This window comes from Nocardia sp. CC213A, assembly GCF_030766805.1.
Lineage (GTDB): Bacteria > Actinomycetota > Actinomycetes > Mycobacteriales > Mycobacteriaceae > Nocardia > Nocardia otitidiscaviarum.
Genome location: NZ_JASFXA010000034.1, coordinates 1 through 23,537, shown reverse-complemented (window position 1 = coordinate 23,537; position 23,537 = coordinate 1). Strand labels below are relative to the sequence as shown.

At 70.9% G+C, this 23,537-nt stretch carries 19 protein-coding genes; 2 read left to right on the top strand and 17 right to left on the bottom strand.

The features are described 5' to 3' along the window. Nucleotides 1-5: 5 nt before the first annotated feature. From pgeF to QJS31_RS36055, 17 genes are all read right to left on the bottom strand, one after another. On the bottom strand, nucleotides 6-746 hold the full coding sequence (gene pgeF, locus QJS31_RS36135; protein WP_282785152.1) for a peptidoglycan editing factor PgeF: 741 nt from the start codon (nucleotides 744-746) through the stop codon (nucleotides 6-8). A gap of 519 nt (nucleotides 747-1,265) precedes the next feature. Then, the gene (locus QJS31_RS36130; protein WP_306358909.1) at nucleotides 1,266-1,838 is read right to left on the bottom strand and encodes a hypothetical protein; all 573 of its coding nucleotides are present in this window, start codon (nucleotides 1,836-1,838) and stop codon (nucleotides 1,266-1,268) included. Nucleotides 1,839-2,649: 811 nt separating this feature from the next. After that, nucleotides 2,650-3,909 carry a cell division protein FtsZ gene (gene ftsZ / locus QJS31_RS36125; RefSeq protein WP_282785731.1) on the bottom strand — a complete coding sequence of 420 codons (1,260 nt, stop codon included), beginning with the start codon at nucleotides 3,907-3,909 and terminating at the stop codon, nucleotides 2,650-2,652. 318 nt (nucleotides 3,910-4,227) lie between these two features. Continuing rightward, nucleotides 4,228-5,031, bottom strand: a complete 804-nt coding sequence (locus tag QJS31_RS36120) for a cell division protein FtsQ/DivIB (protein ID WP_282785732.1) — start codon at nucleotides 5,029-5,031, stop codon at nucleotides 4,228-4,230. Between the two features lie 6 nt (nucleotides 5,032-5,037). Beyond that, nucleotides 5,038-6,549, bottom strand: a complete 1,512-nt coding sequence (gene murC, locus QJS31_RS36115) for a UDP-N-acetylmuramate--L-alanine ligase (protein ID WP_306358908.1) — start codon at nucleotides 6,547-6,549, stop codon at nucleotides 5,038-5,040. Beyond that, nucleotides 6,546-7,679, bottom strand: coding sequence for an undecaprenyldiphospho-muramoylpentapeptide beta-N-acetylglucosaminyltransferase (murG, locus tag QJS31_RS36110; RefSeq protein ID WP_282785733.1), 1,134 nt, complete (start codon nucleotides 7,677-7,679; stop codon nucleotides 6,546-6,548). Before murG ends, murC begins: the two co-directional genes overlap by 4 nt. After that, nucleotides 7,676-9,175, bottom strand: a complete 1,500-nt coding sequence (ftsW, locus tag QJS31_RS36105; RefSeq protein ID WP_306358907.1) for a putative lipid II flippase FtsW — start codon at nucleotides 9,173-9,175, stop codon at nucleotides 7,676-7,678. Before ftsW ends, murG begins: the two co-directional genes overlap by 4 nt. After that, on the bottom strand, nucleotides 9,172-10,617 hold the full coding sequence (gene murD / locus QJS31_RS36100; protein WP_306358906.1) for a UDP-N-acetylmuramoyl-L-alanine--D-glutamate ligase: 1,446 nt from the start codon (nucleotides 10,615-10,617) through the stop codon (nucleotides 9,172-9,174). Before murD ends, ftsW begins: the two co-directional genes overlap by 4 nt. 52 nt (nucleotides 10,618-10,669) lie before the next feature. After that, nucleotides 10,670-11,743, bottom strand: a complete 1,074-nt coding sequence (mraY, locus tag QJS31_RS36095) for a phospho-N-acetylmuramoyl-pentapeptide-transferase (protein ID WP_029929299.1) — start codon at nucleotides 11,741-11,743, stop codon at nucleotides 10,670-10,672. Continuing rightward, nucleotides 11,740-13,449, bottom strand: coding sequence for a UDP-N-acetylmuramoyl-tripeptide--D-alanyl-D-alanine ligase (gene murF / locus QJS31_RS36090; RefSeq protein ID WP_372341689.1), 1,710 nt, complete (start codon nucleotides 13,447-13,449; stop codon nucleotides 11,740-11,742). The genes mraY and murF overlap by 4 nt, the downstream gene beginning before the upstream one ends. Beyond that, nucleotides 13,446-15,074 (bottom strand): UDP-N-acetylmuramoyl-L-alanyl-D-glutamate--2,6-diaminopimelate ligase, encoded by a 1,629-nt coding sequence (locus tag QJS31_RS36085; protein ID WP_306358905.1) that lies wholly within the window; start codon nucleotides 15,072-15,074, stop codon nucleotides 13,446-13,448. The genes murF and QJS31_RS36085 overlap by 4 nt, the downstream gene beginning before the upstream one ends. 179 nt (nucleotides 15,075-15,253) lie before the next feature. Continuing rightward, nucleotides 15,254-17,239: a peptidoglycan D,D-transpeptidase FtsI family protein gene (locus tag QJS31_RS36080; protein ID WP_372341694.1), complete on the bottom strand. Its 1,986-nt coding sequence runs from the start codon at nucleotides 17,237-17,239 to the stop codon at nucleotides 15,254-15,256. Between the two features lie 460 nt (nucleotides 17,240-17,699). Next, entirely contained in the window at nucleotides 17,700-18,662 is a 963-nt protein-coding gene (locus QJS31_RS36075) for a hypothetical protein (protein WP_306358904.1), read from the bottom strand. A gap of 55 nt (nucleotides 18,663-18,717) precedes the next feature. Beyond that, nucleotides 18,718-19,698, bottom strand: coding sequence for a 16S rRNA (cytosine(1402)-N(4))-methyltransferase RsmH (gene rsmH / locus QJS31_RS36070; protein WP_282786184.1), 981 nt, complete (start codon nucleotides 19,696-19,698; stop codon nucleotides 18,718-18,720). A gap of 205 nt (nucleotides 19,699-19,903) precedes the next feature. Beyond that, on the bottom strand, nucleotides 19,904-20,335 hold the full coding sequence (gene mraZ, locus QJS31_RS36065; RefSeq protein WP_029929310.1) for a division/cell wall cluster transcriptional repressor MraZ: 432 nt from the start codon (nucleotides 20,333-20,335) through the stop codon (nucleotides 19,904-19,906). Nucleotides 20,336-20,753: 418 nt separating this feature from the next. Further along, entirely contained in the window at nucleotides 20,754-21,176 is a 423-nt protein-coding gene (locus tag QJS31_RS36060) for a DUF3040 domain-containing protein (protein ID WP_282786306.1), read from the bottom strand. A 126-nt stretch (nucleotides 21,177-21,302) separates the two neighbouring features. After that, the gene (locus QJS31_RS36055) at nucleotides 21,303-21,743 is read right to left on the bottom strand and encodes an SAV_6107 family HEPN domain-containing protein (protein WP_039812420.1); all 441 of its coding nucleotides are present in this window, start codon (nucleotides 21,741-21,743) and stop codon (nucleotides 21,303-21,305) included. A 193-nt stretch (nucleotides 21,744-21,936) separates the two neighbouring features. On the opposite strand from QJS31_RS36055, the gene QJS31_RS36050 reads away from it, so the two are divergent. Further along, nucleotides 21,937-22,542 (top strand): GNAT family N-acetyltransferase, encoded by a 606-nt coding sequence (locus tag QJS31_RS36050; protein ID WP_282786307.1) that lies wholly within the window; start codon nucleotides 21,937-21,939, stop codon nucleotides 22,540-22,542. Between the two features lie 544 nt (nucleotides 22,543-23,086). Then, the coding region (locus tag QJS31_RS36045; RefSeq protein WP_306358903.1) for an NAD(P)/FAD-dependent oxidoreductase at nucleotides 23,087-23,537 on the top strand (451 nt) is incomplete at its 3' end.

Below are 23,537 nucleotides of genomic sequence, written 5' to 3'. Positions count from 1 at the left end.
GGAGGTCATGCCGCCGCTCCCTCGGATGACATCCAAATCACACCGGCGATTCGGCCGGTCGGCGCGCCGCGACGGTGCGAGAACAGCGTGTCGTCCTCGATGGTGCAGCGCGGGTCCACCGCGACGGCGCCGACCCCGGCCGCCTCCAACTGCCGCCGGATGCCCGCGCGCAGATCCAGGCCCGGGGTGCCCTTGGCGGTAGTGGTGGCGCTGCCCGGCAGATGCTCCTCGACGTCGGCGCGCATGGTGGCGGGCACCTCGTACCGGCGTCCGCTGGCAGCCGGACCCAGGAACGCGCCGATGCGTTCGGGTTTCGCGCCGAGTTCGTACATGGCCTCGAGCACCCGCGGCACGATGCCGATGCGCGCGCCGATGCGGCCCGCGTGCACGGCCGCGATCACCCCCGCCTCGTCATCCGACAGCAGCACCGGGACACAGTCGGCGGTCAGCACCACCAGCGCCAGATCCGGCTGCGTGGTGACCAGGGCGTCGGTCGCGGGCACGGCGTCGGTGCGCGGCCCGTCCACCACCGTGACGGTGCGCCCGTGGATCTGCTCCATCCAGATCAACCGCTCCGGCGCCAGCCCGAGGTTCTCGGCCAGCCGCAACCGATTGCGTCGCACCGCCTCCGGATCGTCGCCGACATGATCCCCGAGATTGAACGAGTCGTACGGGGCCTTCGAGAACCCGCCCGCCCGTGTCGTCGTCACCCGCCGAGTACGCAGTACCGGTGCAGCAGAAGTCATGCCTCCGAGGGTAATGGCCACCACCGGGCAACCCGCGCCAGCGGCCGCGTGCGGACCATCACGTGACACGCGACACCGGGACCGAACGCCCGCCGCCCCACAGCGTGCGGCTCTCGGCCACGCTCGGTCCTGCGCGAACTCTCAGGCGGACCGGGTGGTGCGAGCGGAAGCTGGCAAGTGCGCCCACCGGTCCACGGACAACACGCACTCCAGGGTCAGTGAACCGGCAACCCGGCGGCCACATACCGGCTGGATGATGGCACCACGAACACATCGCGTCCGATCGCGCCACCGGCGGGCGCTGTCACCGGACGAGCTGCCGAGCTGACAGGTCTGCGAGCAGAACGCGCCGACGCGACAGTCAGCGATCACGCGCCCGACAGTGCGGGTCAACCGTGCTGGACCGACACGACACGTCGGCGGCGGTGTGCCGACGCGAGAGAAATCAGCAGCGATGTGCCGGGAGTTGGGCGAACTTCGTCTGGGGGGCCGGATACCGGTCAGCCGCGGGCCTGCCGGTCAGCCCGCGGAGCCGCCGGCCGAACCCGAGGAACCGGAGGAGCTGCCCGCCGAGCCGGAGGCGGAACCGCTGCCGCCGCCGGTGTTGCCGGTGGCGACGACGCTGAAGTCGCCGCACCAGCCGCCGGGGCCGCGGGTGGCCTGGCAGGCGATGTAGGCGGTGTCGCCGACGGCGGTGAAGGTCTGGGTGACGGTGGTGGGGGCGGTGGCGGTGACGTCGCGGCTCACGTAGGCCACGCTGGTGGCCGAGTCCAGGGCCAACGCCAGCACTCCGCCGCCGTCGGCCGCGCCGACCCGCACCGAGAAGGTGTACTCGGCACCCTTGACGACGGGGACGTCCTGGCCCACGTACCCGCTGTCGCGCACGGTGGCGGTGCCGCCGCCGAGGTGGGCGTTGTAGATGTGCCCCTCCCAGCCCCGGGCTCCCTCGGTGAACGCGGGATTGGCGACCAGATTCTGCGCGGCGGTCAACTCCACCCCCGGCGATGCCTGGGCAATCCCGGCGGAGGCGAAAGATCCCACCGCCGCGACCGCAATCGCGCAGCGAGCAGTCCGTCCCACCGTGCTGATCATGAAGCTCCTCCCGCATGCGGCGAGCACCGCGCATCGAATCCGTTACCCGCTGGCAACCCAACGACGGGCCAGGCTAGCAGGCCGCGACACGCGGACCACGTCCGCCTCCGCCGCCACCGGCACGGCGCGCCACGCCGCCCGACGATGCGGCGACCGGCGCTGCGGCCCGTCGCGGCACGCTGCGACACGACCGTTCGCGGCACAGCTGCGCCGCAGCCGTCGAGGCACAGCAGCGGCGGGTATCGGCGCACCGTGCCCGCGGCAATCGGCCCTCACCGGCACGGACACGCTGTCGCCGCCGACTCGATCACGTCCGTCGCACCGGCCGACCCTGGTTGCGACACACCAATCTGCGAACTCTCCGCGGCAGCGGAGGCGGTGCCCACGAGAGGGTCGACGGCTCGGCGTGGCGACCGATCCGGAAGTCCGCGTGGTCACCCGGGTCGGGTGAGTAGCGCCGTGCAAGGTTCGGCTGCCGAACTCCGGACGCGCACCACGGCCGCTCGCCGCGACCCGAACGCACCGACACCGCGCGTGAACATCACCGCGCCCCCGAACGCACCGACGCACCGGCCCCCTGCACAGGTAGGTGCGTCGACGGTGGTGGGTTGGGTCAACGACGCAGCAACACAGCGACGCCCACGTCGTCGTCGGACGGCTGGATACGCGAGCGGGGGTTGTGCACCGCCGCCACGCCCCCGAACGCACCGACGCACCGGCCCCTGTGCGGGCACCGGTGCGTCAGCGGTGGTGCGTCAGCGGTGGTGCGTCAGCGGTGGTGCGTCAGCGGTGGTGCGTCAGCGGTGGTGGGTCAGCGGCGCATGAACGAGGGGACGTCCACGTCGTCGTCGGTGTCGTCGTCGGACGGCTGGATGTGGGAGCGGGGGTTGTGCGCCACCGTCGGGTCGATCGAGGAGGGGCGGGGCGAGCCGTAGGAGGGGGCCGGGCCGCGGGAGACCGGTTGTTCCGGGGCCGGGGTGGGGTCGGGGCGCACCGGGTCGGGGGTGCGGGCCGAACCGTAGTCGGAGGTGCGGGAGGTGGACGGGGCCACATCGCCCGCCCGGGCGGAGCCGATGGTGGAGGTGGCGGTCCGGGTGATGGTGGATTCGATGCGCCGGGCGGGGCCGGTGCCGTCGAAGCCCGCGGCGATGACCGTGACCCGTACCTCGTCGCCGAGGGAGTCGTCGATGACCGTGCCGAAGATGATGTTGGCCTCGATGTGCGCGGCCTCCTGCACCAGCGAGGCGGCCTCGTTGATCTCGAACAGGCCCAGATCCGAACCACCGGCGATGGACAGCAGCACCCCGTGCGCGCCGTCCATGGACGCCTCCAGCAGCGGTGAGTTGATGGCGGCCTCGGCCGCTTTCACCGAACGCCCCTCACCCCGCGCCGAGCCGATGCCCATGAGCGCACTGCCCGCCCCGGACATGACGCTCTTGACGTCGGCGAAGTCGACATTGATCAGACCGGGGGTGGTGATCAGGTCGGTGATGCCCTGCACACCGTTGAGCAGCACCTCGTCGGCCGAGCGGAAGGCGTCCATGAGCGAGACCGCCGCATCGCCCAGCTGCAGCAGCCGGTCGTTGGGGATGACGATGAGGGTGTCGCAGGATTCGCGCAGCGCCTGGATGCCCGCCTCGGCCTGGTTGGAGCGGCGCTTGCCCTCGAAGGAGAACGGCCGCGTGACCACACCGATGGTGAGCGCGCCCAGCTTGCGGGCGATGCTCGCCACCACCGGCGCGCCGCCGGTGCCGGTGCCGCCGCCCTCACCGGCGGTCACGAAGACCATGTCGGCCCCCTTGAGGACCTCCTCGATCTCGTCCTTGTGGTCCTCGGCGGCCTTGCGGCCCACCTCGGGGTCCGCGCCCGCGCCGAGGCCGCGGGTGAGTTCCCGGCCGACATCGAGCTTGACGTCCGCGTCCGACATCAACAGCGCTTGCGCGTCGGTGTTGACCGCGATGAACTCGACTCCCTTGAGTCCCTGTTCGATCATTCGATTGACGGCGTTCACGCCGCCGCCGCCGATACCGACGACCTTGATCACTGCAAGGTAGTTGTGCGGGGGCGTCATGGACTCTCGCCTTCCTTCGATCCAACAAGCTTGGTGTCTTCGGATGCTCGCCGTAAGCCAGTACCGAAAGGTCTCGGTCTGATAAAGCCTCAACCATAGGTTTAGCGTTATGTCAAGTATCCGACTGTTGCGGAACGCTATTCGCAGCCACCGCGTTACGCGCGCAGGCGCGCCGAAACGAGATTCAGAATCTTGCGTGATCCCACTCGTCCGACCCGCCTCGCATCGTATCGTGGACGGTTGCTCTCCGGTGCCGGGATGGCAGCCGGAAGCGCTCCGGATGACCACCGAAAATTTCGGTGTCCCAAAGGGTATCGTTCACTTTACCGTGACGAGATTCGGACTCGAAATGTCGAACACCTCGCCGTCGCGTGTCAGCAGCGGTATCACCACCGCCGCCTTGCGCTCGGAATCGCCTGCTCCACCCCACAGCACGCGCCGTCCGTCGCGTAGCTCGAGCTGAATGTCCGAAACCGATCTCGCCACAATCGCTCCCACCTCGAGCCGCAGTGATACCGGGACCGCATTGATCACGGTGACGGCCGCACGGGTGGCGGGATCGTTGCCGCCGGGAGTTTCGGTGACCAATTTCGGTACTCCGATCGGGGCCGGTTCGATGGCGAATTCCACGCTCTCGGAATCGATCAGATGGGCGCCGTCGGGTGCCTCGAAGTAGAGCACCGGTGTGCGTTCGACCACCGTCAGCCGCACCGAGGACGGGAACACCCGCTGCACCCGCACCGAGTGCACCTTGGGCAGCCGCGCCACCCGCTGCGCCAGCTCGGTGGTGTCGATGCGGAGCATGGACCGCCCCGCCGGCATGTCGAGGGCGTCGAGGACCTGTGCCTCGGTCACCACCGACAGGCCGTCGACGCGCACCGTGCGCACCGCCAGCAGCGGCGAGAAATAGGCGACCAGGCCGAGCGCCAGCGTGACCACGACCCCGGCGGCCACGCCGATGCGCGCCCGCCGCGACTCCCGGACCCGGATCCACCAGGGCTCCCGGCGACCGCGCCGGAGCCGGGCCCAGCGGGCCGCGTCGTCGGGCCGGCCGGTCTCGTCCGGGTCGACGGGATCATCGACCGGATCGGCCGTTTCGGCGTCCACTCCCCCGCGGCGCATGCCGGATCACCGCCCGTGCGCGGGCCGGGCGCGCAGCCCGTCGAGAATCTGGCCGCCGAGCATGGTGACATCGCCCGCGCCCATGGTGATCACCACATCGCCGGGGCGCGCGAGTCCGGCCACCTGGCGGCCCACCCGCGACATATCCGGCTGGTAGTGCACGGGTTTGGTGACGGCCTGCGCCACCAGTGCCCCGTTCACGCCCGGCAGCGGCTCCTCCCGCGCGCCGTACACATCGAGCACCACCACTTCGTCGGCGAGGTCGAGGGCGGCCCCGAATTTGGTAGCGAAGGTGGCGGTGCGGCTGTACAGGTGCGGCTGGAAGACCACGATCACTCGCCCGGGCCGCGACCGCGCCCCGTCGGCGGCCTCCTGCGCCACCAGCTCCGCCGCCGCGCCGAGCACGGCGCGCACCTCGGTGGGGTGGTGGGCGTAGTCGTCGAAGACGCGCACGCCGTTCTCCCGCCCGGTGAGCTGGAAGCGTCGGTGCACGCCGCCGAAACCCTCCAGCCCCTGGATGATCTCGCCAACGTCGGCCCCGGCGGCGCGGGCGGCCAGCAGCGCGCCGAGCGCGTTGAGCGCCATGTGGCGGCCGGGTACCGAGAGCCGGAGCGTGCGCGGCGCGGGTTCGTCGGCGAGCTGGAACTGCGCCACACCGCCCACATCGCGCGGCTCCCAGGAGTGCAGGCGCGCGGCGACGGGCACCCCGGTCGCCACTCCGGCCGAGCCGTAGCCGAGCACCTGGATGCCGCGGTCGTCGTCGGCGAGCCTGGCCACGGTGCGTTCGGCCAGTCCCAGCGAGCCCGGATCGTCCAGGCACACCACGAGTTTCCCGCCGGGTACCAGGCGGTCCACGAAGTCGTCGAAGACCTGCACGTAGGCTTCGTCGGAGCCGAAGTAGTCCAGGTGGTCGGATTCGATATTGGTGACGACCGCGACGTCGGGCGCGTATTGCAGCAGCGAGGCGTCGCTCTCGTCGGCCTCGGCCACGAAGCTGCCGCCGGTGCCGTGGTGGGCGTTGGTGCCGGATTCGTTGAGTTCGCCGCCGACCGCGAAGGACGGATCGAATCCGCAGTGCTGCAAGGCCACCACCAGCATGGAGGTGGTGGAGGTCTTGCCGTGCGTACCGGAGACCAGCAGCGAGCGGTGCCCCTGCATGAGCGAGGCGAGCACGGCGGGGCGCAGCAGCACCGGGATGCCGCGGCGATTCGCCTCCACCAGTTCCGGATTGGTCTTGGGGATGGCGGCGTAGGTGGTGACGACGGCGCTGGGGCCGCCGGGTAGCAGGTCCAGGGCGCTGGCGTCGTGACCGATGCGCACCTGCGCGCCGCGCGCCCGCAGCGCCAGTACGCCGCGGCTCTCCTTGGCGTCCGAGCCGGAGACGAGTCCGCCGCGGGAGAGCAGGATGCGCGCGATGCCGGACATGCCCGCGCCGCCGATGCCGATCATGTGCACCCGGTGCAGATTCGCGGGCAGGTCGGTGCGCTGTTCGACCGGTGCCGCCGTCTCCTCCGTCATCGGCCCGCCACCTCCAGCACGATACGCGCGATGACGTCGGCGGCGTCGCGATGTCCGGCGTTCGCCGCGGCGCGCCCCATTGCCGTCAGCCGATCGGAATCCATGAGCAGCGGTATCACCTCGTCGATCACGTATTTCGGAGTCAGCTCCGCGTCCGCCACGATTCTGCCACCGCCGGCGGCCACCACCGGGCGGGCATTGAGTTCCTGCTCCCCGTTTCCGTGCGGCAGGGGCACGTAGAAGGCGGGCAGACCGACGGCCGACACCTCGGCGACGGTCATGGCGCCCGAGCGGCACACCACCGCGTCGGCGGCGGCGTAGGCCAGATCCATCCGCGACAGGTACGGCACGGCAACGTATTTCGCATTGTCCCCGGCGGCGTCGTCGAGGGTGAGGCTGTTCTTCGGCCCGTGCGCGTGCAGTACCGAGATGCCGGCGGCGATGAGCTGCGGCGCGGCCGCCGAGACCGCTTCGTTGAGCGTCCGCGCGCCCTGGGAGCCGCCGAAGACCAGCAGTACCGGCCCCTCGGCGGGCAGGCCGAATTCGCTGCGCGCGGCGGCCCGCAGGCCCGCGCGGTCGAGTCCGGAGATGGATCCGCGCACCGGAATGCCGACCACCTCGGCGTCGGCCCGGCCGCGCGCCGCCACGCCCGAATTCGGCACGGCCGCCAGCACGCGCGCCGCGACGCGGGCGCCGATTTTGTTGGCGATACCGGCCTTGGCATTGGCCTCGTGGAGGACCACCGGTACCCTGCGCCGCCGCCGCAGCGGACCGGGACCGGCCGCCAGATAGGCGGGTAGCGCGACATAGCCGCCCACCCCGAAGATCACATCGGCCTCGACGGCGTCGATGATCTGGCGTGTCCGTGACACGGAGGCGCGGACACGCCCCGGCAGCCGCAGCAGATCCATGGTGGGCTTACGCGGCAGTGGCACCGGCGGCACGAGTTCCAGCGGATAGCCGCGTTCGGGCACGAGTTTCGTTTCGAGTCCGCGCTGGGTGCCGAGTGCGGTCACCCGGATATTCGGGTCGATTCGCCGCAGCGCGTCCGCCACGGCCAGCGCGGGCTCGATATGTCCCGCGGTGCCACCGCCCGCCACGATCACCGAGAGCGGTCGCTCCCCTGTCACCTCGAATTTCCCCGTTCTCTCGCATGTCTCATCGGATAGCTGGGCTCCCAGGCCCGGGTGCTGCGCCACGATTCGGTGGAGGCCGAACGGCGACGCGATGAATCCGAATCTATCGACCTGCGCGCGTCCGCGCCGCCCCGACCGCTCGGCGGCAGCGCGCGTCGCGATTTCGCGCCCGGTTTGACCGCTTTCGCCGAGCGTTTGGCCGCCGAGCGGGCGCGGGCGGCGCGGGCGCGTCCGGCGGAGTAGATCTCCGGCTTCGGCAGCCGCAGCAGGCGGCTGAACCGACCGTCCTGTCCCGCGTGCAGCGCGGCCACCGCCTCGGGTTCGTGCCGGGCCGCATTGGCGACGATGCCGAACATGAGCAGCGTGATGGCCAGCGACGAACCACCCGCCGACACCAGCGGCAGCTGGAGTCCGGTCACCGGGAGCAGCCCCACCACATAGCCGATATTGATCAGCGCCTGGCCGGTGATCCAGGTGGTGGCGGTGGCGGACAGCAACCGCAGGAACGGATCCACCGAGCGGGTGGCGATGCGCAGCCCGGTGTAGGCGAACAGCGCGAAAAGCCCCAGCACCAGCGCACATCCGAGGAAGCCGAGTTCCTCGCCGATAATGGCGAAGATGAAATCGTTGTGGGCATTGGGCAGATAGCTCCACTTGGCCCGGCTCTGCCCGAGGCCGCGACCCCAGATACCGCCGTCGGCAAGCGAATACAGCGCCTGCCGGGACTGGTAGCCGATGCCCTGCGGATCCTCACCGGGATTGAAGAAGGCGCGCATGCGGTCGGAGCGGTAGCCCGCCGACAACGCCAGCACCCCCGCCGCCGCCACGCCCGAGACGGCGATGGTGACGAACATGCGCAGCGGCAGCCCGCCGAACCACAGCAGCGCCGCCAGCACGATGCCCAGTGCGATGGTGGTGGACAGATTGGGCTCCAGCACGACCAGGAAGCACACCAGCAGACCGGCGGGCACCAGCGGCATCAGGATCTCGCGATAGCCCACGTGCCCGTCGGCGTATTCGGCGCGGCGCGAGGCCAGCAGGTGCGCGCCCCACACCACCAGGGTGACCTTCACGATCTCCGAGGGCTGTACGGAGACGAATCCGAGGTCGAACCAGCGCCGCGAACCCGACACCTTGGTGCCGATGCCGGGAATGAGCACCAGCACCAGCAGCACCACCGACAGCGCGAACACCGGAAAGGACAGCTGCCGCAGCACCCGCAGCGGAATCCGCAGCGCCACATAGAACGCCAGCGCGCCCACCGCCGCGAACGCCGCCTGCTGGATGAACAGCGAGTACGCCGATTTGCCGACCGCGTACGCCTCGACGCTGGAGGCGGAGAGCACCATGACCAGGCCGAGCACCGTGAGCAGGGCCGCGATGCTCACCACCAGGTGGAACGAGGCCAGCGGGCGGGCCAGCCACGCGCCGAACCACCCGGCCCGGGCCCGTCGCGGGGACTGCGCCGCGGCGGGCCGGGTGGCGGTCATTCGGTGCTCCCGATGTCCTTCTCGTTCAGGTCCGCCACCGCGGTGGCGAAGCTGCGGCCGCGATGAGTGTAGTCGGTGAACATGTCCAGCGACGCGGCGGCCGGGGCCAGCAGCACGGTGTCGCCGCGCCGGGCGAATCCGGCGGCGGCGCGCACCGCGCGCGCCATGACGGCGTCCGGCCCGATCGCGGCGAGTTCGGTGGCGACCATCTCTGCATCGTCCCCCGAACCCACGGTCACGACCGGGACGTCGGGGGCGTGTCGCGCGAGCGCGGCCGCGATCACCTCGGCGTCCTGGCCGAACAGCACGGCGGCGACGAGGTGTTCGCGCACCTCTTCGACGAGGTCCTCCACTCCCGCGCCCTTGAGCTGACCGCCCGCCACCCAGATCACGTGCGGGTGCGCCAGGATCGACGACCGCGCGGCGTGCGGGTTGGTGGCCTTGGAGTCGTCGATGAAGTCGACGCCCCCGACCTCGCGCACGAAGGCGGCCCGGTGCGGGCCCACCTTGTGCTCGGCCAGGCCCTCTTTCACGAATTGCGGTGCCACGTCGATGGATCGGGTGAGCGCGGCGGCGGCGAGCGCGTCGGCCACCCCGGCCGGGCCCGGCGGGCTGATATCGCCGATCTCGGCCAGGATGGCGGCCTTGGTGAAGGCGCGGTCGAGCAGTTTGCCGTCCACCACGCCGAGTTCGCCGTCGGCGGGCACGCCGACGCGGAAGCCGACGGTGCGGCGCGCCTTGGACTTTCGCGCCAGGGCGGCGGCCACGGCATCGTCGAGGCCCACCACGCCGACCCGCCCGGTGAGCGCGCGCGCCTTGGCGGCGGCGTAGGCGTCCAGGCCGCCGTGCCAGTCCAGGTGGTCCTCCGCCACATTGAGCACCACCCCGGCCTCGGGGCGTACCGAGGGTGCCCAGTGCAGTTGGAAGGAGGACAGCTCCACGGCCAGCACCTGCGGTCCGGGATTGCGCCGCAGCGCGTCCAGGATGGGGGTGCCGATATTGCCGCAGGCCACGCTGGGGATGCCGGCGGCGCGCAGGATGGCGTGCGTCATCTGCGTGGTGGTGGTCTTGCCGTTGGTGCCGGTGATGACCAGCCACTTGCGCACCGGCCCGTAGATGCGGGCCTGATCGACCCACCACGCGAACTCCACGTCACCCCAGACCGGGATGCCGGAGGTGACCGCGGTGACCAGCACCGGGGAGTCCGGCCGCCAGCCCGGGCTGGTGATCACCAGCGCGAATCGGTCCAGCGCACCGTGTTCCACCAGATCCGCGGGGGCGGCGGTGGCCAGACCGAGTTCGGCGGCCTCCGCCAGGGCCTTCTCACCGCCGTCGGTGACCACCGGACGTGCGCCGATGTCCAGCAGCGGCTCGATGAGCGAGCGCCCGGACACCCCCCATCCGGCGACGAGAACGTCACGGCCACGCAGAAATTCGAGCATGGGCCCCGGTGACCGGAGCACCCTCGGAGAATGTTCGACCATCGCCTTCGACCTACCCGACCGACAGATACTCGCTGTAGAACAGGCCAAGACCAACCGCGGACGCCATACCGGCGAGCATCCAGAATCGGATGATCACCGTCGTCTCGGCCCAGCCGCTCAATTCGAAATGGTGATGGAACGGGGCCATCTTGAACAGCCGGTTCCGGGTGGTGCGGAAGACCGCGACCTGCAGCACCACCGACGCCGCCTCGGCCACGAACAGCGCGCCGATGACGATCATGAGCAGTTCGGTGTGCGTGGTGATGGACAGTCCGGCCAGCAGGCCGCCCAGCGCCAGCGATCCGGTGTCACCCATGAAGATCTTCGCGGGAGCCGCGTTCCACCACAGGAATCCGATGCACGCCGCGCCACCGGCCGCGCACACCAGCGCCAGATCCAGCGGATCGCGCACGTTGTAGCAGCCCGCCTCCGGGTAGTCGACGCAGGCGTTGCGCCACTGCCAGAAGGTGATGATCATGTACGCGCCAAGCACCAGGCTCATGGATCCGGCGGCCAGACCGTCCAGGCCGTCGGTGAGGTTCACCGCATTGGACCAGGCCACCACGACCAGGCAGACGAAGGCCAGGAAGATCCACACGCTCATCGACACGGTGGTGATGTCGCGCACGTAGGACAGGTGCTTGCTGGCCGGGGTCAGCCCGCTGTCGTTGCGGAACTTCAGCGCCAGCACGCCGAAGACCACGGCGGCGGTGAGCTGTCCGATGTACTTGCCCGCCGCGGTGAGACCGAGATTCCGCTGCTTGCGGATCTTGATGAAGTCGTCGAGGAAGCCGACGCCGCCCAGCGCGGTGGCCAGGCCCAGCACCAGCAGGCCCGAGGCCGACGGTCCGGGCTGGCCGTAGCTCATGCCGATCAGGTGGGTGCCCAGGTAACCGGCCCACATACCGGCGAGGATGGCGACGCCGCCCATGGTGGGGGTGCCGCGCTTGGCCTTGTGGCTCTCCGGGCCGTCGACCCGGATCTCCTGTCCGAAGCCCTGTTTGGCGAACATGGAGATGAGGACGGGGGTGAGCAGAATGGAGACGGCGAGCGCGATGGCGGCCGAGAAGAGGATCTGGGTCATCGTGCGGCCTCCTCCGCCGCGGCGTGCCGCGCATCAGAACCAGCGGCGGGCCGCGAATCAGAACCAGCGGCGGGCCGCGCAATCGAACCAGCGGCGGGCCGCGCAATCGAATCAGCGGCGGGCCGCGCATCAGAACCAGCGGCGGGCCGCGCATCCGGGCCTGCTGCGGCCGTCAGATGTTCGGCGACGGCCCACAGCCCCACCGACTTGGACGCCTTGACCAGCACCACGTCACCGGGTGCCAGTTCACTGTCGAGCAGTTCGACGGCGGCGGCGATATCCGGCACGTGCACCGCCTCCTCGCCCCACGATCCCTCCTGCACCGCGCCCTGGAACATGGCGCGCACCGGGCGGCCCGCCCCGACCACGATGAACCGGTCCACGTCGAGCCGGACGGCCAGGCGGCCGATCCGGTCGTGTTCGAGCACCGATTCCTCGCCCAGCTCCCCCATCTCACCGATGACGGCCCAGCTGCGGCGCGGGGTGTCGCCGGATTTGGCCATGGTGACCAGCGCCTTGAGCGCGGCCCGCACCGAGTCCGGGTTGGCGTTGTAGGAGTCGTTGATCACGGTGACGCCGTCGGCGCGGGTGCGCACGTCCATGCGCCGTTCCGAGACCGCTTGCGCCGCACCGAGAGCCGCGGCGACGGTCGCCAGGTCCGCCCCGCATTCCAGGGCGACCGCGGCGGCGGCGAGCGCATTGCCGACCTGGTGTTCACCGTGCACGGCCAGGGTCACGTCCACGCTCTCGTCGCCGCGGCGCAGGGTGAAGCGGGCGCGTGCCTGGTCGTCCAGGGTCACGTCGGTGGCGCGCAGGTCCGCCCCGGCGGCCTGGCCGACCTGCACCACGCGCGCCGCGGTGCGTGCCGCCATGGCCGACACCAGCGAGTCGTCGGCATTGAGCACCGCGAGCCCGGTGGCCGGAAGTGCTTCCGCCAGTTCGCCCTTGGTCTCCGCGATCGCCTCGCGGCTGCCGAATTCGCCCAGGTGCGCGGTGCCGACATTGAGCACCACGCCGATGCCCGGCGGGGCCACCTCGGTGAGGGCGCGAATATGGCCCCGGCCGCGGGCGGACAGTTCCAGCACCAGGAAGCGGGTGTCGGCGTCGGCGCGCAGCGCCGTCCAGGGGTGACCGAGCTCATTGTTGAACGAACCGGGCGGAGCGACAACGGGTCCCAGCGGGGACAGGACGGCGGCGAGCAGGTCCTTGGTGGAGGTCTTACCGGAGGAGCCGGTCACGCCGACGACGGTGAGGCCACCCGCGGCGACGAGCCGGTCGACGCTGGTGCGGGCCAGCTTCGCCAGCGCCGCCAGCACGGCCGCGCCGGAGCCGTCGGTATCGGCGGCCAGCGCCAGCGCCCGGCTGGTGCGGCGGTCGTCCGGTGCCGCGCCACCGGACGATCCGCGGTCGTCCTGTTCGGCATCTCCGTCTCGCTCGTCGGGGGCGGCGGACGGTGGCGTGACCACGATGGCGGGCACGCCCACCGGTCGGGCCGCCAGTACCGCCACCGCGCCCGCGGCGACGGCCTGTCGCGCGTAGTCGTGTCCGTCGACCCGCGCGCCCGGCAGCGCCAGGAACAGGTCGCCGGATCCGATACGGCGCGAATCGAATTCGACCGCGCCGGTCACGGTCACCTCCGGGTCGGGACAGTCGTGTAGCGTGCCGCCCACGACATCCGCGATCTCCCGCAGTGTCATCTCGATCATGAAACCGTCAGGTCCTTAGTTTTCTCGGAGAGAGCCGCCGCGAGCACCTCGCGGTCGTCGAACGGATACTTCACACCCGAAATCTCCTGCCCTGTCTCATGTCCCTTGCCCGCCACCAGCACCGCGTCCCCGGGCCGGGCCCAGTCCACGGCGACGGCGATGGCGGCCGCCCGATCCCCCACCTCGCGCACCTCGCCACGCTGCCCTTCCGGCAGCGCGTCCGCGCCCGCGCGCACGGCCGCGCGGATGGCGGCCGGATCCTCCCCGCGTGGATTGTCGTCGGTGATGATGAGCAGATCCGCCCCGCGCGCCCCCGCCGCACCCATGAGCGGGCGCTTCCCGGCGTCGCGGTCCCCGCCCGCGCCCACCACCACGGCCAGGCGGCCGCCCGCGCCCTGTTCGGCGAGATACGTTCGCAGCGTGGCGATCACCGATTCCACGGCGGCGGGCTTGTGCGCGTAGTCCACCACGGCGAGGAAGCCCTGGCCCCGGTCCACGCGCTGCATGCGGCCCGGCACGTCCACCTCGCCCAGCGCGGCGGCGGCCGCGGCCGGATCGACACCGGCGGCCTCGCACACCGCGACCGCGAGCAGGCCGTTGGCGATGTTGTAGTCACCCGGAAGGCGCAGGCGCACCGGCACGTTCAGCGCGCCGCGGGCGGCGGTGAAGCTCTGAGTACCACCCGGTCCGGCGGTGACGTCGGCGGCGGTCCAGTGCGCGGGCTGCGTGGTGGAGACGGTCACGATATGGGTGCGCTGTTCGAGCTCCCCGGCCAGCCGCCGTCCCCAGGCGTCGTCCACGCAGATCACCGAGGTGGCCGCGCCCACCGACGAGGCCGGATCGAACAGGCGGCGCTTGGCCGCGTAGTAGTCCTCGAAGTCGGCGTGGAAATCCAGGTGGTCCTGGGACAGATTGGTGAACGCGCCCACCGCGAACTCGACACCGTCCACCCGGCCCAGCGCCAGCGCGTGACTGGACACCTCCATCACCACGGCCTGCACGCCCCGCTCCACCATGACCGCGAACATGGCGTGCAGCTGCGGCGCCTCCGGGGTGGTGAGGGCGCTGGGCACGCGCACGCCGCCGATGCGGGTCTCGATGGTGCCGATGAGCGCGGTGCGCAGCCCGGCCGCGGTCAGGCCCGCCTCCACCAGATACGAGGTGGTGGTCTTGCCGGAGGTGCCGGTGATGCCGATGATGCGCAGCCGCCGCGACGGATCGCCGTAGAGGGCCGAGGACAGCACACCGAGCACCGCGCGCGGATCGTCGCGCACCAGCACCGGCACCTCGATCGCGCCGATCAGGTCCGCACCCGCCGCGTCGGTCAGCACGGCGACCGCGCCGCGCGCGACGGCATCGTGGGCGAAGCGCGCCCCGTGCGCCCGCTCCCCGGCCAGACCCGCGAACAGGTCGCCGGGCCGGACGGCGTTCGAGCGCTGCTCGATACCGGTGACCCGGATATCGTCCAGGGCCGCGGCGGCGAGCGCCGAGCGCCGGTCGTGCGGCGCGAACCGCGCGCCCGTCAGCTCGGCCACCGACCGCAGGCTGGTCGCCGGTGGGTCCGCGGGCCGGAGTACCTGCGGCTCGGTCGAACCTCCGCTACGCGGTTGCGACTGCGCGGGCACGAAGCTCCTCTCTGGGGATGAACGGCTGGGCGATGATCGAGCGCGTCGCGGGCCACCGCAACGGATCGACGAGTCAGGTTACCTGTGTTGCCTCACCGGGCGATCGGCGCGGCGCGGTTCGCTCACCCGCCGGAGTCGGTGCGGGGTCGTCCGAAGCGTGCACTCACCCGTTTCCAGCCCTAGGACGCCTGCAGGATCAGGGGTTTCGCCGGGGGCGACGGCGGGACGCGATCGCGCTGCAGGGCCCACGACGCGATGGCGTGGAACAGCGGTGCGGCCGACTGCCCGCCGCTGCCGTCGGAGCTGCGCACCGGGGCGTCGAGCATCAGGCCGATCACGTAGCGCGGGTTGTCGGCGGGGGCCATCCCGGCGAAGGTGATCCAGTAGCTGGAGGTGGAGTAGCAGCGGCAGCCGGGGTCGATCTGCTGCGCGGTACCGGTCTTCCCGGCCACCTGGTAGCCCTCGACGGCGGCGGGCACCCCGGTGCCCATCTGGACGCCCATGGGATCGCGCTGCACCACGGCCTGGAACATCTCGCGCAGGGTGGCGGCGGTCTCCGGGCTCACCACGCGCACACCCTCGGGCGGTTCCTCCTCGGTGCGGTTGCCGTCCGGGTCGATCTTGGACTTCACGATGCGCGGCGGCACCCGGACACCGTCGTTGGCGATGGCCTGGTACATGGCGGTCATCTGCAGGGTGGTCATCGAAAGGCCCTGGCCGATGGGCAGATTGGCGAAGGTGGAGCCGGACCACTGCTCGCGGGAGGGCACCACGCCCGCGCTCTCGCCGGGCAGGCCGACGCCGGTGCGCTGGCCGAGGCCGAATTTCTGCAGCATGTCGTAGTAGCGGTCCTCGCCGATGCGCTGCGCCAGCATCAGCGTGCCCACATTGGAGGACTTGCCGAAGATGCCGGTGGTGGTGAACGGCATGACGCCGTGCTGCCAGGCGTCGTTGACGGTGACGCCGCCCATGAAGATATTGCCCGGCACCTGCAGCACCTCGTCGGGCGTGGTGAGGCCGTATTCGATGGCCGCGGCGGCGGTGACGATCTTGTTCACCGAACCGGGTTCGTACACCTCCTGCACCGACGGGTTGCCCAGCGAGGAGCTGGACCAGTGCTGCGGTCCCAGGGCCGGATTGAAGGTCGAATCATTGGCCATGGCGAGCACCTGCCCGGTGCGCGCGTCCAGCACCACCGCCGAGGCCGCCTGCGCTCCGGACAGCTCCTTGGCCTGCTGGGTCTGCTGCTGCACGTAGTACTGCAGATCGGAGTCGAGGGTGAGTTCGACGCCGTAGCCGTTGACGGCGGGCTGCCGGTCACGCCAGCTGCCCGGGATGACCGCGCCGTCGGAGCCGCGGTCATAGGTGTGCGAGCCGTCGGTGCCAGCGAGAATCGCGTCCAGGGCCGATTCCAGGCCGATCTGGCCGTGCCCGTCCCAGCCGGTCGCGCCGATCACATTGGCGGCCAGGGAGCCGCCCGGATACTCGCGTAGATCCTGCCGCTCGGTGCCGACCTCCGGGAACTTCAGGCTGATATCGGCCGCCACCCGGGGATCCACGTTCCGCACCAGGTAGACGAACGGCTCGTCGCTGCGCAGCTTCTTCAGCAGATCCTGTTCCGGCGCGGCGGTGCCGAGTTTGTCGTGAATGTATTTCGCGATGGCCTGCATGCGCTGATCCGGCTCGGGTGTGGCCGAATTCTCGTCGTGCGCCTCCTGCAGGTCCTTGCGCACCCGCACCGGCTGGAAGGTCAGCGCCTTGGCATTGACGGTGAAGGCCAGCGATCTGCCGTTGCGGTCCATGATCGGCCCCCGGGTGGCGGCATCGACCTGATGCACCGTCCGCTGACTGGCCGCCTCCGCCGACAGCCGTGGCGCGGACACACTCTGGATCCACAGCAGCTGCAACGCCGCGACCAGCAGCGCCACCAGCATGACGATCCGCCCCACACCGAACCGGAACCGGGTGGACGCGTCCACACCCGGCGCGGGCCGCGGTCTGGACGGCTTGCGCCCGCGCGCGGCCCCCGCCGCGTTCCGCGCCCCGGTCGCGCGCTTCCCCGAATCCGTGTGCCCACCACCGCCGTTCCCGCGCCCACCACCGAAACGGCCGCGGCCGCGGCCGTTCTCGGCACGGCCGCGGCCGGAATCACGGCCACGCGACATCCGCGACGTCACCCGATCACCTCGCTCCGCGCATCCGACAGCGTGCGGTCGCACCCGGACGACGGCACGACCGCGACGCCTCGCTGTCCAAGGCCGTCGAGGCGCGAATCAAGCGGTCCCGTACTCGGATTCGGGCGCGAGCAGTAGGGTCGCGGCGCACTCCGCTCGATGCGATCGCGGCGGAGTCTGGCACACCCGGCCGCACCGCAGGCGGCGACAGCGACGGCAGGCGGGATCGGCTCACTACCGCCACAGCCCGGATTCGTATGCCCAGCGGTCACAACGGCGTGCCCCGACCATCGCGGGCGGGTGTGCCGCGCACCTGCTTCGTGCGGACGGAGCGACCGGGCGACCCCGGGCGGTGTCGATCCCGCCGAGATCTGGCCGCGACGGACCCGCGTGACCGGACGTGCGACCACGCGGTCCACCGGTGCGGTGGCGGACGTTCGACGAACCCGAGTCATCGCGGCACCCCCTGGAGGGCCGGGGCGGGTGTGGCCTGCACCGGATTCGGGGTGACGGGCAAGGGTGCCTGCGGGGGCTGCTGGACCTGTTGCGGTGCGGACGCGACCGGGTCCTGCGGGGCGGGCTGCGCCGCGGCCGGGGCCTCCGGAGCGGGCGGAACCTGTTGGGGTGCAGGCTGGTCGGCCGGGGCGGCCGGGGGCGGGGGCGCGCCCTCGTTGTTCACCGGTGCGGCGGGAGGCTGCGGCGCGCCCTCGTTCACGGGTGCGGCGGGAGGCTGCGGCGCGCCCTCGTTCACGGGTGCGGTGGAAGGCTGCTGGTTCGGCGGAGCGGCCGGGGTCGGCTGCGGAGCGGCCTGGATGGCCGGGTTCTGGTTCGCCGCGGGCGGGGCCGCCGGGGTGGTGGTGACCGGGACGACGCGCTCGCCCTGTGCCTGCGACAGGTTCGGTGGGGGCGTGCCAGGGGTGGGCGGCAGCGTGTTCAGCGGGGGCGCGGGAGAACCGGCCGCCGGGGTCGGGTCGCCGACCACGATCACCTCACCGTTCGGACCGATCACCAGCCGCGCGGGGTCGCGGGCCGGGATCATGCCGAGTTCGCGGGCGCGCGAGGCCAGTTCGGGGGCCGAGGCGGCGGCCGCTACGTCGCGCGCCAGCGCGTCGCGTTCATCGGAGAGCTGCTGATTCACCCGCCGAGCCTCGCCGAGTTCGTAGCTGTCCTCGGTGGCGCGGGTGGTGAGCAGCAGGGTGAGCGCCAGCCCGCAACCGAGCAGCGCGAGAATGGTCGCGACGAACGGAATGCGGCCCGCCAGCACCGGTTCCCCGGTACGCGGCAGGGCGGGTGCGCCCTCGCGACTGCGCCGCTTGGCGTAGGCCCGCTGCGCCGCACCGGATTTCACCTGCTCGGCCGCCTTGACCCGACGGGCCGGGCGGTTCTCGCGACGCTGCACACGTCCCTGCGTCATCGTCATAGCACCACCCCTCCCACACATGTGCCCGCGCGCGGTCGTCTGCTCCGGGTCATGTCGTCTCCTCCCCAGCGATCCGCTCGGCCGCGCGCATCCGTACCGGCGCGGCCCGCGGGTTGTCCTCGATCTCCTGCTCCGTCGCCTTCTCCGCGCCCCGGGTCAGGATCTTGAATTCCGGGCCCATACCGGGCAGTTCGACGGGCAGGTCGAGTGGGGTGCGCGAGGCGGACCGCTTGGCGAACTCCGCCTTGACCACCTTGTCCTCGAGCGACTGGTAGCTCATCACCACGATGCGTCCGCCCGGGGCGAGCGCGTCGAGGGCGGCGGGCAGCGCCGCTTCGAGGGATTCCAGTTCTCGGTTCACCTCCACCCGCAGCGCCTGGAAGGTGCGCTTGGCGGGGTGCCCGCCGGTGCGACGGGCGGCGGCGGGAATGGCGGCGTAGAGCACTTCCACCAGTTCGGCGCTGGTGGTGAAGGGCTTCTGCTGGCGGCGGCGCAGCACCTCGGAGGCGATCTTGCCCGCGAACCGCTCGTCACCGTAGGTCTTCAGCACCCGGGCCAGATCACCGTGGCTGTAGGTGTTGAGCACATCGGCGGCGGTCATCCCGCCGCTGGGGTCCATGCGCATATCGAGTGGCGCGTCCACGGAGTAGGCGAAACCGCGGTCGGCCTCGTCCAACTGCATGGAGGAGACGCCGAGATCCATCAGGATGGCCTGTACCGAACCCCGCGGGGCGAGTCCGGCCTGCTCCAGCGCGCCCGGGATCCCGTCGTACCTGGTGTGCACCAGGGTGATTCGGTCCTCGAACGGGCGTAGTCGCTCACCCGCCAGTGTCAGCGCCTCGGTATCGCGATCCAGTCCGACGAGCCGGATGTTCGGATAGGTGCGCAGGAAGTACTCGGCGTGGCCGCCCAGGCCGAGGGTGCAGTCGACATAGACCGCGCCATCGGAATGCAGTGCGGGACCGAGGATTTCATCGGCGCGGTGGAGGAGGACCGGAACGTGACGGGGACCATCGGTGTTTCGGTGCACCTAGACCTCCCGGATCCTGCCTCACGTTCGTTCGCACACCCCGTGCGGGTCGCTTGCGATTCGGACTTCACTGCTGAGTTGGTCGACTCTTCAGTGCGGTGACCAATGCCCCGTGGTCTCTGACCGAAGCACCGCACCTGGCGTTGGGGAAGTACGTCAGGGTCGGCGTCGGGCAGAGGCCGCAGGGCACTCGCCTCGCTGTGGGCTAGAAGATCCCGCCCAGCGACTCGTCTCTGGCTTGCGAGTAATCCTCCTCATGCTCGGCGAGGTAGGAATCCCACGCCGCCTTGTCCCAAATCTCCAGAAAGTCGACCGAGCCGATCACCACGCAGTCCTTGGTCAGGTTCGCGTAGCGGCGGTGTTCGGCCGACAGCATGATCCGGCCCTGTCCGTCCGGGCGCTGCTCATCGGTGGAGGCCGCGAGTGCGCGGACGAAGGCACGGGCCTGCGGATTGCTTCGAGACGCGGCCGCGGCTCGCCGCGCGAGGGCGGTGAACTCGTCCTTCGGATACACGGCAAGGCTGTGGTCCTGTCCCTTCGTGACCATCAACCCTCCCGCCAGTTCGTCTCGAAACTTCGCAGGCAACGTCAGTCGCCCCTTGTCGTCCAAACGGGGGGTATAGGTCCCGAGAAACAACTCCCGACACCTCCTACCGGATCACCCCTCGTCTGTTCGGCCTCCTGTAGTGCGCGCTCCACATTACCCCACTTTCCCCCACTTTCAATCGAAAGCGGCGGTGATCTCGGTCCCCGGTTGGCGAACTTCGCAGGTCACATCAGCTATCACCGAGGTGGGGAACTTGCGCCGCAGTTCCCCCGACACACACGGCACACGGTGCCGCCGGTCCGACAACCGTCAGCAAACCCGCAGATAGCACGCATATCCGACAGCCGTGGGGCGCGGTGGGGAATACGGGTGGGGAGGTGTGGGGAGTCGTGGAATTGGGTATCGGGAACCCGCGACACGCACAAGACACGCCGCAGCGCCACACCCGAAATCAGTGTGGCGCTGCGGCGTGTCGCGCTTGTTTCCGAGCCGGGCCGAAGCCCGGCCGTCAATTGTCCTGTTCGAAGCGCCGCCGGAAGCGGTCTTCCATCCGGGCGGAGAATCCGCCCGCCTTCTTCGGGCGACCGCGCCCGCCACCGGGATTCGCACCCGATGTCGGATCGCCCTCGCCGCCGCCGGAGGTGGCGCCCAGTCGGGGGCCACCCATCAGCAACAGCACGCCCGCTCCGAACATCACGATGAACCCGACCAGGCTGATGATCGGGAAGTCCCCGAGCTTGATCGGGGCGGCAATGCCCGCGACGAGTAGGAACAGGCCGAGGACGAAGAGCGCGGCCGCTTGCAGTCTGCGACGGCCGGTGGCGGAACGTAGCCGCCCGCCTCGTACGGTCGACGCGAACTTGGGATCCTCAGCATAGAGCGCGCTCTCGATCTGTTCGAGCATGCGCTGCTCGTGCTCGGAGAGTGGCACGGTACCTCCCCCGGCACTAGGTAGTGGCGGTCGCCTCCGGGTAAGCGACGGATAGCCGACCTTGGCGGCTGTCTGCCACCAATGATACGAGTTCGATCAGAACCGGACCACCTACTCGGCCGATGTTCAAGCCAGCATTCCCGCGATCCACCCCGTGGAGGGTCTCGTTTTGGCCGCCGCGGCGAGCAGATCGTCCACGTCGTGCAGGAATGCGCCTACCCGCGAAGCGAACTCGTCGGCCTTGGCGTCGTCGATCTCCCGTGGTAGACCGGCCTCCAGCGCCGCGCGCGTCTCCGACTGGGCGCTGAAGTAGTCCGACCACATGATGAATTCGGGGGCCGCCTTCTGCATGAGCACCCAGGCATTGCGCGAACGCGCCCGCGGCATCCGGTCGACTCCGGTCAGCGCGAGCACCGCGCCCGCGCCGCGCAGGGCCGCCAGATAGGCGGTGCGGAAGCGCTCGGCCGGATCCCTCTCCCCCGCCGCCTGCATGAGCAGACCGTCGGCGCGCCGCAACAGCTCACCGGCCCGGCCCGGACGGCCCGGACGTTCAGTTTTCCCGGTCATCGGGTACCTCCCCTCTCGCATACCCTGATCCACCAGGCATCTTGCCCATCGTGCGACCGGTGACGGCCACCGCCGAAGATCGAACAGGTATTCGAAGGATTCAATTGAGTTTGAATATAGAGAGAGCCACCGACAAGTTCCGGCGCTTCGCCGCACCGGATCCCAGCGCACACGGAAGTCGCGTCTGCCCCACATGACCGCCGTCACCCCGAAACCCACGCCCGTCGTCGTCGATCTGTCGGCCGCGACCATGCGCGCCCGGCTCGCCGACGCCCTCGCGGTGTACGTCGCGGCCATGGACTATCCGCCGGGCACCGAACACCACCGCGCCCCCATGTGGACCGAGCACACCACCCGGCCCGGCTGGCAGGCCGTCGCCGCGCTGCTCCCCGACGACGACGGCCGCCTGGACCTGCGCACCGCCCCGGTACTGGCGATCGCCTACGGCTATCGCGGTGCGCCGCACCAGTGGTGGCATCAGCAGGTGTACACCGGCATGCGGCGCACCGGCTGGCCCGAATACGCGGCCCGCGACCTGCTCTCCGACTATTTCGAACTCACCGAACTACATGTGCACCCCGCCGCGCAGGGCCGCGGCATCGGCGAAACCCTGCTGGCCCGCCTGCTGGCCAACCGCCCCGAACGCATGGTGCTGCTGTCCACCCCCGAGGTGGACCAGGAGGCCAACCGCGCCTGGCGCCTCTACCGCCGCCAAGGCTTCGGCGATATCGTGCGCCACTTCGTCTTCTCCGGTGACACCAGGCGTTTCGCCGTCCTGGGCCGGCGGCTGCCGCTGTGAACGCAACACCGGACAGCGTTCGCGTCACACCCCGTGACGATCGCCCGCAGCCCCCGCGACCCCACGCCGAAGACGGTCACGCCCGCCGAGACGACCGCGAGCGCGTCACGTACCCCCGAAGGATGGCGGTGCCACCACAACCAGGTCATGAGCCGAGTCACGGCGCCCTGGCCGCCAGGGCGCGGTGGGCACGCAGCGGCTGCACCCGATATGAGATCCGGCAAGCACACAGCGGCTCCACCCGACACGAGACACGGCAAGCACACGGCGGATCCCGACACGAGACGCGGTGGGCACACAGCGGCCTCACGCGGCACGAGATCCGGCGGGCACACAGCGGCCTCACGCGACACCAGACACGGCGGACACGCGGCCGATTCACGCGGCACGAGAGCCGGTCGACATGCAGCGGCCTCACCCGGCACCAGACGCGGCAGGCACACAGCGGCCTCGCCCGACACGAGAGCCGGCGGGCACACACCCACACCACGCGGCACGCGATCCGGTGGGCACGTGGCGGATTCGCGCGGGGAGGGGTGCGGGCGTGCGGGTGATCGTGGTCGGGTCCGGGCACAATGCGCTCGTCGCCGCCTGTTATCTCGCGCGGGACGGGCACGCGGTGGAGGTGCTGGAGCGGGATACCGTGATCGGCGGGGCGGTGTCCACCGTGGAGCGGTTTCCCGGACATCAGGTGGACCGCGGGTCGTCGGCGCACATCATGGTGCGCCACACCGGGATCATCGAGGAGCTCGAGCTGGAGCGGTTCGGGCTGCGCTATATCGACTGCGATCCCTGGGGTTTCGCGCCCGCGCCGCCCGGGGGCGGGCATGAGCCGCCGCTGATCTTCCATCGAGACGTGGACCGGACCTGCGCGTCCATCGCCGCGGCGTGCGGGGAACGGGAGGCCGAGGCATACCGGCGATTCGTCCGGGTGTGGGGGCCGCGCACCGCCCGCGTCATGCGGTCGTTCGCGGGCGCGCCCACCGGCGGGCGGC